General features: G+C 57.6%; 12 protein-coding genes. 7 read left to right on the top strand and 5 right to left on the bottom strand.

Annotated elements, in window-relative coordinates; all coding sequences use genetic code 11:
• Window positions 1-591: 591 nt before the first annotated feature.
• Window positions 592-1,680, bottom strand: coding sequence for an oxidoreductase (locus FE839_RS10345; RefSeq protein WP_138360735.1), 1,089 nt, complete (start codon window positions 1,678-1,680; stop codon window positions 592-594).
• A 160-nt stretch (window positions 1,681-1,840) separates the two neighbouring features.
• Between FE839_RS10345 and FE839_RS10340 the strand changes: the two genes are divergently transcribed.
• The 4 genes from FE839_RS10340 (at window position 1,841) to FE839_RS10325 (ending at window position 6,747) form a co-directional block, all read left to right on the top strand.
• Window positions 1,841-3,343 carry a sugar ABC transporter ATP-binding protein gene (locus FE839_RS10340; protein WP_138360734.1) on the top strand — a complete coding sequence of 501 codons (1,503 nt, stop codon included), beginning with the start codon at window positions 1,841-1,843 and terminating at the stop codon, window positions 3,341-3,343.
• On the top strand, window positions 3,340-4,338 hold the full coding sequence (locus FE839_RS10335) for an ABC transporter permease (protein ID WP_138360733.1): 999 nt from the start codon (window positions 3,340-3,342) through the stop codon (window positions 4,336-4,338). The genes FE839_RS10340 and FE839_RS10335 overlap by 4 nt, the downstream gene beginning before the upstream one ends.
• A 20-nt stretch (window positions 4,339-4,358) precedes the next feature.
• The gene (locus FE839_RS10330) at window positions 4,359-5,423 is read left to right on the top strand and encodes a sugar ABC transporter substrate-binding protein (RefSeq protein WP_138360732.1); all 1,065 of its coding nucleotides are present in this window, start codon (window positions 4,359-4,361) and stop codon (window positions 5,421-5,423) included.
• 82 nt (window positions 5,424-5,505) lie between these two features.
• Complete coding sequence (locus tag FE839_RS10325; RefSeq protein WP_138360731.1) at window positions 5,506-6,747, top strand: LVIVD repeat-containing protein; 1,242 nt, start codon at window positions 5,506-5,508, stop codon at window positions 6,745-6,747.
• A gap of 92 nt (window positions 6,748-6,839) precedes the next feature.
• Here the strand turns inward: FE839_RS10325 and mtnK are convergent, their stop codons facing one another.
• Entirely contained in the window at window positions 6,840-8,039 is a 1,200-nt protein-coding gene (gene mtnK, locus FE839_RS10320; RefSeq protein ID WP_138360730.1) for an S-methyl-5-thioribose kinase, read from the bottom strand.
• Window positions 8,040-8,141: 102 nt separating this feature from the next.
• Between mtnK and mtnA the strand changes: the two genes are divergently transcribed.
• The gene (gene mtnA / locus FE839_RS10315) at window positions 8,142-9,170 is read left to right on the top strand and encodes an S-methyl-5-thioribose-1-phosphate isomerase (RefSeq protein WP_138360729.1); all 1,029 of its coding nucleotides are present in this window, start codon (window positions 8,142-8,144) and stop codon (window positions 9,168-9,170) included.
• Window positions 9,171-9,395: 225 nt separating this feature from the next.
• On the opposite strand, the gene FE839_RS10310 is transcribed toward mtnA, so the two are convergent.
• Window positions 9,396-9,794, bottom strand: a complete 399-nt coding sequence (locus tag FE839_RS10310; protein ID WP_138360728.1) for a winged helix-turn-helix transcriptional regulator — start codon at window positions 9,792-9,794, stop codon at window positions 9,396-9,398.
• 102 nt (window positions 9,795-9,896) lie between these two features.
• Here FE839_RS10310 and FE839_RS10305 point away from each other — a divergent pair, with 102 nt between their 5' ends.
• A complete protein-coding gene (locus FE839_RS10305; RefSeq protein WP_138360727.1) occupies window positions 9,897-10,946 on the top strand; it encodes an NAD(P)-dependent alcohol dehydrogenase in 1,050 nt (349 codons plus the stop codon).
• Between the two features lie 273 nt (window positions 10,947-11,219).
• Complete coding sequence (locus FE839_RS10300) at window positions 11,220-11,831, top strand: methylthioribulose 1-phosphate dehydratase (protein WP_138360726.1); 612 nt, start codon at window positions 11,220-11,222, stop codon at window positions 11,829-11,831.
• A 51-nt stretch (window positions 11,832-11,882) separates the two neighbouring features.
• Here FE839_RS10300 and FE839_RS10295 read toward each other — a convergent pair whose 3' ends face one another.
• Together FE839_RS10295 and mtnC are read right to left on the bottom strand one after the other, a co-directional pair.
• Window positions 11,883-12,425, bottom strand: coding sequence for a 1,2-dihydroxy-3-keto-5-methylthiopentene dioxygenase (locus FE839_RS10295; RefSeq protein WP_138360725.1), 543 nt, complete (start codon window positions 12,423-12,425; stop codon window positions 11,883-11,885).
• Window positions 12,422-13,111 (bottom strand): acireductone synthase, encoded by a 690-nt coding sequence (gene mtnC / locus FE839_RS10290; protein ID WP_138360724.1) that lies wholly within the window; start codon window positions 13,109-13,111, stop codon window positions 12,422-12,424. The genes FE839_RS10295 and mtnC overlap by 4 nt, the downstream gene beginning before the upstream one ends.
• Window positions 13,112-13,125: the final 14 nt, after the last annotated feature.

Genomic DNA, 13,125 nt, shown 5'->3' with positions numbered 1-13,125 from the left:
GTTCTGTTAATCGGTGGTTTAAACGAAAATCTAATTCGGTTGATTCACTAACTGAGCTGATACGGGCTGAAATATAAAGGATATGACTTTTTTATGACTTTCAGCCTCTGAAAAGCCACTGACGAATAACGGACTCACCGCATGGGGGTTGGGCGCATCAAGGAAACCTGGCGGGAACGCAGGCGCGCATCCAGGACTGGCCGCCAGGACGGCGGCCAGAGGGCGGGTCGAGACAGGGACGTCGAGTCCCGCCCGGTCCGCCAGATGAAGCCGGAGTGGAGCGGACCGCGGAGCGGCAGGTTTTCAGCGCCATGCCGGGGGTGCAGGGGGACGGGCGAAACGTCCCCCTGCCCGTTCACACGCTGTGGATATAACGAATATCCGCGAATTTATCGTGAACGGAATTGACCACGGAATCTGAATGGGCGAAAACGAAAAACGCGCATGTTCGCCATAACCACCGATAATGCGATTGCCGCTGGCAAATAAAACCGAAGACAACGCCGATGATTTGCTTAAGTGAACGGCATTGTCTTTACGGGGGGCATCGAGCGCCTCCGCCGGGCGGCAGAGGCGTGTATAACAACGCAGTTAACCGGCGAAACGCTCAACTTTTTCAAACGCGGCGCGCAGGGTTTCGGCGTTCAGCGCAACCGGCAGAAAATGGATGGACTCCACCGGGCGCAGGGTATGGGCAATCACCTTATCCAGATCTTCACGATTGTTGATATCGACTTCCAGCGCGGCCAGCGTAGTTGGCAGATTAAAGCGCTGATACGCCTGCACCAGCTGTGCCAGCACGTCGTCCTGACCGAGCAGGGCGCTCTGCACCAGAATGCCGTAGGCGACTTTGGTGCCGTGGAGATACTTTTCCGTCTGCGGCAGTACCGTCAGGCCGTTATGCACCGCATGGGCGGCGGCGACGCGGGTATAGCGCTCGCCTAAGCCGCCGACCATACCGCCGCCAGCGATAATCGCATCCACCACATCGCGGAAAGTCTGCGTGAGTTCACCGCGCTGCTGGTCGGCCAGCGCGGTTTCGCTGCTTTCCAGCAGCACATCGCGGATTGCCAGCGCGCCATTAATGCCGAGGCGCACGGTGAGCGGCAGCGTTTCCGGCTGCGGGGCCAGTACCACCGCTTCATACCATTTCGCCAGCGTATCGCCGATCCCCGCCAGCAGATACTCCGCCGGCGCGTTGAGGATAATCTGCGGCTCCACCAGAACAAGGAAGTTGGCGTCGTCAAAGATTTCGAATTGCAGCGCCTGACCGGCATCGTTGTACCACACCGACAGCGGCGTCCACGCCGCGCAGGTGGCGGCGATGGTGGGGATCGCCACCACCGGCAGACCGAGGCGGCGGGCCAGCGCTTTGGCGGTATCCAGCAGCGCGCCGCCGCCGACGCCAATTACCACTGAGCGATCGTCGCCGGCCTCGCAGGCCAGTTTGCTGACATCGCTTTCGCTGCAATGCCCTTTAAATAAGATTTTTTTCGCACCGACTGCGTTAAAGGTATCCGGGAGGAAAGCCTGCGCGCCAGCGATAGCCCGCTCGCCATAAACCCACACCGCGCGTGAAAGCTGCTCTGCGCTGTAAAAATCATGTAATCGGGTAAGGCTGCCGGGATGGGAGTAGTAGTTGGCGGGGCCGGGGACCACGCGGATATCGCTATGACACATAAATGTTGTCCTTATTCTGTTTCGCTAACCTGATGTTATGTCTGGACATCCGGATGGCTAATAATATTTCGTTTTATCTTATGCCTTTTATGCATTTGTCAGTCAAGGGCAGCTATGAAAAATTCGTTAAATCAGAAGATTAATCGACAGGGTACAGGAGATGACCGGCAATCGCCTTGAGATGCAAAACATTAGCCTGGCTTTTTCCGGCTTTCGGGCGCTGAGTAACGTCTCTTTCACGCTGAAGGGCGGTTCAGTACATGCGCTGACCGGAGCCAACGGCGCGGGTAAATCCACGCTGATGGCGGTGCTATGTGGTACGCACGCCCACTATGAAGGTGAGGTGATTATCAACAATCATCCGGTAAGCATTCGTTCGCCGCGCGATGCCAAACAGCTCGGCATTCATCTGGTGCAGCAGGAGGTCGATGTTGCGCTGGTGCCAGGTCTGAGCATTGCGGAAAACATTATGCTCGACCGGCTGGCGGAGCCGGGTATCGCCTTTCGCTGGGGGCGACTGCGCCAGCTGGCGCGCGAGGCGCTGACTCAACTTGACGTCACCCTTGACGTGCGGCGTTCAATCGAGAGCTGTTCGCTGGCGGAAAAACAGCAAATCCTGCTGGCCCGCGCCTTGTCTCACCATTGCCGCTTTCTGATTCTTGACGAGCCTACTGCGCCGCTGGACCAAAACGAAAGCGAGCGCCTGTTTGCGGTGGTTCGCCGCCTGCAGCAGCAGGGTATTGGCGTGGTGTTTATCTCACACCGCATTCATGAGTTAAAAGCGATTTGCGACACCCTGACGGTGTTGCGCGATGGTTGCCTGGTTGAGAGCGGGCCGATGGCTGAACTGAGCGGCGAACAGATCGTCGAGAAGATGCTCGGCCATGAACTCCGCGATATCTTCCCGCCGAAGCGTCCCCCGCATAGCGATGAGGTGCTGTTGCAGATCGACGGTCTGCATGACGAAAAGCTGCTACAGGGGATCTCGCTGCGTCTGCGTAAAGGGGAAATTCTCGGCATTGCCGGGCTGGCGGGCGCCGGGAAAACCGAACTGTGTAAGGCGCTGTTTGGCGCCAGCAAATGTCGCCTGACGCGCGGGGAACTCAATAACCAGCCGTGGCGACCGCGCGATCCAGCGGATTCGGTGGCTCGCGGCCTGGCGCTGGTGCCGGAAGAGCGGCGCAAAGAGGGGATCTTTATCGAAGAGCCGGTGGCGATGAATCTGGCGGTCAGCGCCGATAACAGCTTCTCCCGCTGGAGCCTGTTTGGTCATCGTCAGGCCTGGCGCTGGGCGGAAGAGGTGATCGCCCGCGTGGGGATCCGCACTTCCGGACCGGCGCAGACCCTGCGACGTCTCTCCGGCGGCAATCAGCAGAAAGTGGCGATCGGCAAATGGCTGCGCGGCAACGCCAATGTGCTGATTTTCGATGAGCCGACCAAAGGCGTTGATGTGAAAGCGAAAACGGATTTGTTCAATCTGATTGATGGTCTGGCGCGGGAAGGCAAAGGGGTGATTTACGCCTCGGGCGAATTCGCCGAACTGGTTGGCCTGTGCGATCGCATCTGCGTGCTGTGGGACGGGCGCATCGTTGCAGAAATTCCGGGCGATGAGGCCCGGGAAGAGAACATTCTTTATTACTCCACCGGAGGAGCAGCAGCGTGAGCAAGGCCCTGACAGTTAACGCGGCGGTATCAGGCCGTCAGCGATTTTTCGATTTTCTCTACAAATGGGGCATGCTGCTGACCGTGGTGTTGCTGATTGCCGTTTTTGGCCTGGCATCGGACAACTTCCTTGACCCGTTTAACATTATCAATATCCTGCGCTCCATTGCTATTGTGACGGTGATTGCCATCGGCGTGTCGATCTCGCTGACGGTCGGCGGTTTTGATCTTTCGGTGGGCTCAACCGCCTCGCTGGCTAATGCGCTGGTCATCTCACTCTTTGTCTGGCACGGCTTTGGCGCCACCGAGGCAATTGTTGTCACCCTGGCACTCTGTACTCTTGTGGGGCTGTTTAACGCGTTTCTGATTGTGATCCTGCGTATTCCCGACATGCTGGCGACGCTTGCCAGTCTGTTCGTGATTCAGGGCGTGGCGATGACCTATAGCTATGGCGGGTCGATCACCGAAAACATGGTACTGCCGAGCGGGGATATGGCAGAGGGCACTATTCCAGCCGCGTTCGGTTTGCTGGGACAGGTGCCGACGATTGTCATCATTATGCTGGTGGTGACCGTCATCGCCCAGCTAGCGCTCTCTTTCACTACCCACGGGCGGCGGATGTACGCCATTGGCGGCAACCCGGAAGCGGCGCGTCTCTCCGGCCTGCGGATCACCCGTTACAAAGTGGCGGCTTATGTGATCGCGTCTCTGCTGGCCGGGCTCGGCGGCATTCTTCTGGCCTCGCGCATTGGATCATCGCAGGTCAACGCCGGTAGCGGCTACCTGATGGATGCGGTGGCGGCGGCATGGATCGGCTTCTCGCTGGCCGGTAGCGGTAAGCCGAACGCCCTCGGGACGCTGGTAGGCGCGGTGATTTTGGGCGTGCTCTCCAATGGCCTGGTGATGCTCTCGGTGCCGTATTACGCAATGGACATTATTAAAGGGCTGGTGCTGGCTGGCGCGCTTGCACTGACCTATTTTCAGCGCCGCACCTAACATTTTACAGGGCAAACACTATGAAAAAGATAACGCTTTCACTCATCGCATTAGGGTTGTTTAATTCTGCGGCGGCCTTTGCTGAAACGCCAGCGCCAGTTCCGGCGGCGATTGCCGAACATCACGGCCCGATTCGTATTGCGGTGATCCGTAACCTCGGTTCCGACGATAACACCACTCAGTTTGTCGCCGGAGCGATTCAGGAGGGGAAAAAGCTCGGTTTTAAAATCAGCACCTTCCTCAGCAATGGCGATGATGCCAAATTTCAGGATTTCGTAAACCAGGCCATCAGCCAGAAATATGACGGCATTATTCTTTCTCAGGCACGCGATCCCTATGCTACCGCGCTGGTGAAAAAAGCCGTGGATGCCGGGATTAAAGTATCGGTCTTTGATACTGCGATCAATGGCGAGATCCCTGGCGTGACCGTGACTCAGCAGGATGATGCTTCCCTGACGGAACTCTCGTTTGGCCAACTGGTGAAAGATTTCCACGGCAAAGCCAATATCATCAAACTGTGGGTCGCAGGTTTCCCGCCGATGGAGCGTCGTCAGGCCGCTTATCAGACGCTGCTTAAACAAAATCCCGGCATTAAGGAGCTGGAATCCATCGGCGCCGTCTCTTCCGATGTGCAGGGCGATACCGCCAACAAAGTCGGCGCGATCTTAGCCAAATACCCGAAAGGCAAAATTGATGCCATCTGGGGAACCTGGGATGCTTTCAGCCAGGGCGCTTATAAGGCGCTGAAAGAGAATGGTCGCACTGAGATCAAACTCTACAGCATTGATATTTCCAACCAGGATCTGCAACTGATGCGCGAACCCGGCAGCCCGTGGAAAGTGAGCGTGGCGGTGGATCCGAAGCTTATCGGCGCCACTAACGTGCGCCTGATCGCCAATAAGATTGCCGGTGAAGTGACCCCGGCGACCTACGACTTTAAAGCGGCGGCGATTCCGCAGGCGCTGCTGGCGGCGCAACCTGGGGCGGTCAACGTCGCCTCGCTGGGGAAAATTATTCCGGGCTGGGGCCAGACTGAAGATTTTGTCGCCCCGTGGTTTGCTACGCTGGAAGCAAAAAACAAGTAATCCCGCAGGCGCTGCGCTTACCGGGCCAGTGATATTGTCGGCCGGATAAGGCGCAGCCGCCATCCGGCAAAAGGAGCTTAAGGTGACTGAATTACCACGTCCCGAATATAGCCGTAATATGCGGCTGATTGGGCACAGCGATCAGGGGGGACGTCCGGACGGCGTTCAGTTGATGGTGCACCGTGGCTTTGCCTATATTGGCCATATGGTGTCGCAGGGGTTTTCAGTGGTGGACGTGCGCGATCCTAAAAATCCGCGCACGGTCAATTATATCGCCGCGCCGCCGGGTACCTGGAACGTCCATTTACAGGCGCACGACGATCTACTGCTGGTGATCAACGCAAGGGATCTTTTTGCCGATACGCGCTTTGCCGATGAGAAGGTTTACTACACCCGCTCGGTGGGCGAGACGGTCAGCGATGTACAGGATCGGGGCTGGAGCGCCGGGCTGCGGATTTTTGATATTTCGACCCCGGATACACCGCGCGAAATCAGCTTTCTGTCGCTGAACGGGATCGGTATTCATCGGATCTGGTACGTCGGCGGACGCTGGGCCTACGTTTCCGCGCTGATCGACGGTTTTAGCGACTACATCTTCCTGACTATCGATCTGGCCGACCCACGCAAGCCGGAAGTCGCCGGACGCTGGTGGCTGCCGGGAATGAATCAGGCGGCGGGCGAAACCCCGCAGTGGCCGGAAGGTAAGCGCTACGCGCTGCACCACGCGATTATCGCCGGGGATACCGCCTACGGTAGCTGGCGCGATGGCGGTCTGACGCTGCTTGATATTAAAGATCGCACTCAGCCGAAGCTGATTAGTCACCGTAACTGGAGCCCGCCGTTTGGCGGCGGCACGCACACCGCGTTGCCGCTGCCGGACCGGGATCTGCTGGTGGTGCTTGATGAGGCGGTGCTGGATAACCAGCAGGACGGCGAGAAACTGATCTGGTTGTTTGATATTCGCGACCCGGCGAACCCGGTGAGTATCTCCACCTTCCCGCAGCCGGATGAGACGGACTATGTGGCGAAAGGGGCGCATTTCGGCCCGCATAATCTGCATGAGAACCGCCCTGGCAGCTTTATTAGCTCAACGCTGATTTTTGCCACTTACCAGAATGCGGGAGTGCGTGCTTACGATATTTCCAATCCTTATCGACCGGTGGAAACCGGGGCGCTGGTGCCCGCCGCGCCAGCGAAAATGATGGATACCCGCCCCGGGCGTCCGCGGGTGATCCAGTCCTGCGACGTGTTTGTCGATGCGCAGGGGATTATCTACAGCACCGACTATAATGGCGGACTGTCGGTGATTGAGTATCTGGGGTAGCTTTTTGCCGGGCGGCGCAGTGATTACCGGGCGGGTAAACGCCCGGACTGTAGGCCGGGCAAGGCGTCAGGCGCCGCCCGGCAGATAACGCGTCAACCGTGCTGACGAATGCGGGCGATCAGCTCTTCGACACTGTCGATTCGCCCGGCAATCACAATCAGCGTTTTACCCAGGGCGATGGCGTGGCGCAGACATTCGTGGCGCATGGCTTCGTCCTGAATCGTGTCGATATCGGCAACGTGGGACAGCCCGACGCTGCGGCGAATCAGCTCGGTTCCGCAGAAGCCAATCGCATCGGCCCACACGTTTTTCAGAAACGCGGAGGCATAGCCGGGATAAGCCAGCGCTGCGTCGTGGGTTTTCTCCGCCGCCAGCGCCTGGAAACGTTCGGCGAAGGTATTCCAGAATTGCTGAATATCGCTGAGGCGCTGTTCGCGGGCGGCGGCGGCATCGCGAATGCCCAGATGCCCCGGCAGACCGCAATAATTGAGCAGCAGATTGCCGATGGCGGTGCCGATATCGAAGCCCATGGGGCCGAAATAACCGAACTCGGCGTCGATAGCTTTAAAGCTGCCCTCGGCGACGAAAATCGAGCCGCTGTGAATATCGCCGTGCAGCAGCGCTTCGGCATGGGAGAAGAAACGGTGCTTCAGCGCGGCAACGGCCAGTTTGAGCTGCGCGTCATCACGCAGGGCGGCAACGTCGGCTTCCAGCGCGGACGGATAGTTATTGCGCTCGTGAACCTGATACGGGTCGTTAAAGAACAGGTCTTCGGTGATTTCGCACATTTCCGGATTGATAAATTGCGCCACCAGGGCTTTTTTCTGATGCGGATGCAGATAAAAGTCGCTGGTATGGAACAACACCCGGGCCAGATATTCTCCCAGTTGGCTGGCGGCGAGCGGGTAGTACACGTTGTTAATCAACTCACCGCGCCAGATGCGGTGATCGGAGAGATCTTCCATCACCATGACCGCCAGTTCGGGATCAAAATGCACAATGTGCACCGTGTGCTGCGGGCAGTGCTGATAGTGGGCTACCAGGGTTTGCGCCTCAAGACGGGCGCGGTCGAGGGTCAGCGGCCAGGATTCCCCCACGCAGCGCACGTAGGGCAGGGCCTGCTTAACAATAATCCGGCTAACGCCCTGCGTATCAAAAATTTTAAACACCAGGTTAAGGTTGCCGTCGCCCACTTCCTGTGCGGACACCAGTTCTGACGGGTTCTCGAGTCCGCCAAATTGTTGTGCGTAAGCCACCGCATCGCTGGCTGTGAAAGTATGGTATTGCGACATTACCTCGATCCTCAAAATTCTGATTAAGCCATTCAGACGTCTATACTTCTGGATTCCATCCTGACACAATGTGATACAACAACGCAACAGGGATTTAACTAAATGCAGAGACTACAGACCACCAGCCTGCGGGTGAGCGAAAATCAGTTGTTTATTCTTGACCAGCAGGCCCTGCCGCAGGAAAAGCGCTGGCTGGCGGCGGATAGCGTTCCCCTTCTGGTGGATCACATTCTTGCGCTGCGGGTGCGCGGCGCGCCGCTGATTGGCCTCTCCGCCAGCCTGCTGCTGGCGCTGCTGGCTCAGCGTGGGCTGAGCCGCGACGAGCTGTCCGGGGCGCTGGAGACGCTGCGCGCCGCGCGTCCGACGGCGGTGAACCTGATGAATAATCTTGACCGCATGAAGCTGACGCTGGCGGAAGATAACTATCCTCAGGCGCTGGAAGTGGAAGCGCTGCGCCTGATCGAGGAAGATAAACAACTTTGCGCCCGCATTGCGGAGGCGGGTAGCGCGCTGGTGACACCGGGCAGCCGCCTGTTAACCCACTGCAATACCGGCGGTCTGGCGACGGCGGGAGTGGGGACCGCGCTGGGGGTGATAGCGCTGGCGCATCAGCAGGGGAAAGTGGCGAACGTGTGGGTGGATGAAACCCGGCCTCTGTTACAGGGCGGGCGGCTGACTGCCTGGGAACTGGGGGAACTGGGCGTACCGTATCGGCTGATTACCGATTCGATGGCTGCCAGCCTGATGGCTCGGGGAGAGGTTGACGCGGTGTGGGTCGGTGCTGACCGTATCGCCGCCAATGGTGATGTGGCGAATAAAATCGGCACCTATTCGCTGGCGGTACTGGCAAAGTATCACCAGATCCCGTTTTACGTCGCTGCGCCGCAGACCACCCTTGATCGCCATTGTCCGAACGGCGCTGCCATTCCCATTGAACAGCGAGCGGCAGCGGAAGTCACCGGCGTCGCCGGCAGTTTCGGCGCGGTTCAGTGGGCGCCGAAAGAGGCCGAAGTCTACAATCCGGCATTTGACGTCACGCCTGCGACGCTGATTAGCGGCTGGGTGCTGGATAGCGGCGTGGTGACCCCGCAGCAGGTGGCGGCCGGGGCGTTCGCGCCAGAAAGAGCCTGAGAAGGGATTAAAGCGTGAAGCGGCTGTCGTTCGGGGTTATCGACAGCCGCAATTGATAACAGTAAAGCGGCTAAACGCGACGCCGGGCAATTTCAGAAGAAGGCGTTGTCAGCAATCTGCAACAGAACCCGGTTTTGTCTTCGTCGGTTTTGATTAGCCGCCCGTTCCGTTCAGACCCGCATCAGGCGCCTTATCGCCCGGCGAGAGCCGCAGATGAGCGTGTTTTCAGGACGAGGTGCCGTTCTCCATCGCTGCCCGGTAATGTTCTTCCATCGCATCAAGCGCGGCCTGGTTTTCCAGCCCCCACTGATACATCTGCTCGATGGGCCAGGCGAAGGTTTTGCCCAAACCGGTCAGCTCATATTCCACTTTTGGCGGCACGACAGGATATACATGGCGGCTAATCAGCCCGCGCATCTCCAGTTCGCGCAGAGTCTGGATCAGCATCTTTTTGGAAATGCCCTGCAGGCTGCGCTGTAGTTCAGCGGTGCGGCAGCGATGATTCGGCCAGTGCCACAGGGCGTGCAGCACCATGGAAGACCATTTTACGGAAAAAAGATCCATCAGCCGTCGCGGGGCGGAATCGGCATAAAAACAGAGTTTGCCATCGACGATAACCGGCATTTTCGCTCCCTTTCTTTATGGTAACCAAATGGTAACTACTACCAATATGGAAGCCATGTGTCTATAGTGTGCGCCCCTTTTATAGCCAGATCTGAGGTAAAGATGAAGATTCGTGGAATGATGGCGACCGCCGCCGACCAGCCGCTGCGGGTAGGGGAGATTTCCCTGCGCGATGTCCAGGATAACGATGTGCTGATCGATATTCTCTACTGCGGCGTATGCCACTCCGACCTGCATATGGCGCGCAACGAATGGGGCGTCAGCCAGTATCCGCTGGTGCCGGGTCACGAAATCGTTGGCCGGGTCCGGCAAAGCGGAAAAGCGGTAACGCGCTTTACGCCGGGTCAACTGGTCGGGGTTGGCGTAATGGTCGACTCCTGCGGTCATTGCGCGTTCTGCCAACAGCATGAAGAGCAATATTGCGACGCGGGCTTTACGCCAACGTATAACGGTAAAGATCGCTATACGGGTGAGCTGACTCGCGGCGGCTACGCGCAGAATATCGTGGTTGACCAGCGCTTTGTGGTGCGCGTGCCGGAGAATCTCGATCTGCCTGGCGTCGCGCCGCTGCTGTGCGCGGGCGTTACCGTCTGGTCGCCGCTGCGCCACTTCGGTGTGAAGCCGGGGGACTGCGTCGGAGTAATTGGTCTTGGCGGGTTGGGGCATATGGCGGTTAAGTTGGCCAGCGCGCTGGGCGCGGAGGTGACGCTGTTTACGACCTCGCCGGAAAAAGGCGAAGACGCGCGGCGTCTGGGCGCGAGCAGGGTAGTGGTTTCCCGCGATAGCGAGCAGATGGCGGCCTGTGTTGCCAGCCTTGATATCATTCTTGACTGCGTCGCTGCGCCACATGACCTTGATCCGTATCTGGCGACCCTGAAAACCAACGGTCGTCTGGTACTGGTGGGGATCCCCGATAGCCCGCATCCGTCGCCGGACGTGACGCCGCTGGTGTTCCGCCGTCTGAGCATCACCGGCACCTCAATCGGTAGCATTCAGGAGACTCAGGAGATGCTTGATTTCTGCGGCCAGCACAACATTACCGCCGACGTGGAGATGATTCGCGGCGAGGACGTCGAAGCGGCGTTCAGCCGGATGTTGAAGGGAGAGGTGAAATACCGCTTTGTGATTGATATGGCCGCGACGGCCCTGTAACCACTTATGCGCCCGGTTTCTGCGGGCGCATTTTGTGTCCTCTCCACCACATAATTTCCCGCTTTTTTACCTGTCTGCAGCCGGTAATATTGACGCCATGAAAATTCACGGTGACTTCACTGTGAAAAACAGTAATTTGATATGTGTTTTTGATATAACCATTATTAATGTGTGCTTTTTATGAAATATTGTTCCGTTGGTCCGGCGATGTTAGTATCGGATGAATAGCCATTTAGATGGCTAAATATAACATCGCTAAACTGAGGAACTGCTATGTGGCAAGAAAGAGTCGCGCAACTGGTCACCACCTGTCATTGGATCGGAGCGAAAGGCTGGGCACCGGCCACCGGCGGCAATATGTCGGCGCGTCAGGATGAGACCTGGTGCTGGCTCAGCGAGTCCGGGCGCGATAAAGGCAGCCTGACGTCGGCAGATTTCCTTCAGGTCGAGATCGCCAGCAATAAAGCCCCTTCCGGGCGAAAACCCTCCGCTGAAACGGGCCTGCATACGCTGGTCTACCGTTTGTTCCCGGAAGCTAATTTTGTGTTGCACGTTCATACCGTCAATGCGACCGTACTGTCGCGCATTGAAAAAAGCGCCACCCTGTCGCTACAGGGCTACGAAATGCAGAAAACCCTGACCGGTCAGCACAGTCATCTTGATACCGTACCGGTGGCGATTTTCGATAACGATCAGGATATCGACGCGCTGGCGGCGCGCATTGAAGACTATGCGCAAACCAACCCGTTGCGTTACGGCTTTCTGCTGCGCGGTCATGGTCTGACCTGCTGGGGAAAAGATATCAACGAGGCCCGTCGTCAACTGGAAGGACTGGAATTCCTGTTCGAGTGTGAGCTGATGCGCCGCCGCTATGTGGGTGAATAAGCCGGTATTGTTCTCCACCGGCGGAGTGATTCCGTCGGTGGAATCCCGGCGTTACGCCAGACGCGGGTAGGCGTTAGCGATGTCGTCGCCGGTAAACCGGGCGATCCAGCCTTCCGGGTTATCGAAGATGCGAATGGCGGTGAAGTTAGGCTCTGAACCCATATCAAACCAGTGCGGCGTGTGGGCGGGAACGGAAATTAAATCGTTCTTTTCGCACAGTACCTGGAAAACTTCATCGCCAATATGCAGGCAGAAGAGACCGGCTCCCTCAACGAAGAAACGCACTTCGTCTTCTCCATGGGTATGTTCATTCAGGAATTTTTCCCGTAGCGCCGCTTTCTGCGGGTTATCCGCCCGCAGGCTGATCACGTCCCAGCTTTGATAGCCTTTCTCGGCAACGAGTTTATCAATGGCGTGTTGGTAGGCAGCAATCACCGTTTCCGGGGTTGGCGCCGGGCCTAAATCGCGGTCAGCCTGCCAGCGCTCGAAACGTACGCCTTTGGCGTTGAGCTGCTGCTGGATCTCGGCGGCGTCGCTGCTGTGCCAGCGGTGGTTTTGCGGGTCTGTAACAGAAAAAATAGTTAATGCGCTCATGCTGGGATCTGCTCCGGATGAATGTCGTCAAAATGCTGAACCTGTGGGTGGTGGCTGGCTGGATCGCGGTCGCCCCGTACCAGTTGCAGGGTATGGAAACCAGCCTCTTCTGCGGCATCCAGTTCCTGATGGATATCGGACAGGAACAGAATGGCGCCAGGAGGATGTCCCAGCTGTTCAGCAATATTACGGTAGGACTGCACGTCACGTTTGGCGCCTACCCGGGTATCGAAATAGCCGTTGAATAAATGAGTCATATCACCTTCAGCGCTGTAGCCAAATAACAATTTCTGCGCAGCAACGGAGCCTGATGAATATATATATAAATCAATGCCCTGTGATTTCCACTTTTCCAGTGCCGGGAGAACGTCAGGATAAATGTGTCCGGTGAAGTCGCCATTGACATAGCCTTCGCGCCAGATAATGCCCTGCAGCGCCTTCAGGGCAGTGGATTTGCGATCTTCATCCATAAAAGCAAACAGGGTAGCAATAAGCCGTTCTGTCGTGGCGGCAGGTTCGGCGATCTCTTCGCGCAGGTTATCGAGAATGGTCTTTACCGGCTCGACAAACTGCTGAGCGGTGACGAAAGGGGCCAGGCGTTCGCGGGCGTACGGAAACAGGATGTTGTGGACGAAGCGAATGTCGCTGGTGGTGCCTTCAATATCGGTCACGATAGCGCGGATCATGAGTTCTCCAGAGT

Source organism: Klebsiella indica, from assembly GCF_005860775.1.
GTDB classification, from domain to species: Bacteria; Pseudomonadota; Gammaproteobacteria; order Enterobacterales; family Enterobacteriaceae; genus Klebsiella; species Klebsiella indica.
The sequence above is the reverse complement of the archived record's forward strand: the minus strand, read 5'-3'. Positions and strand labels throughout refer to the sequence as shown.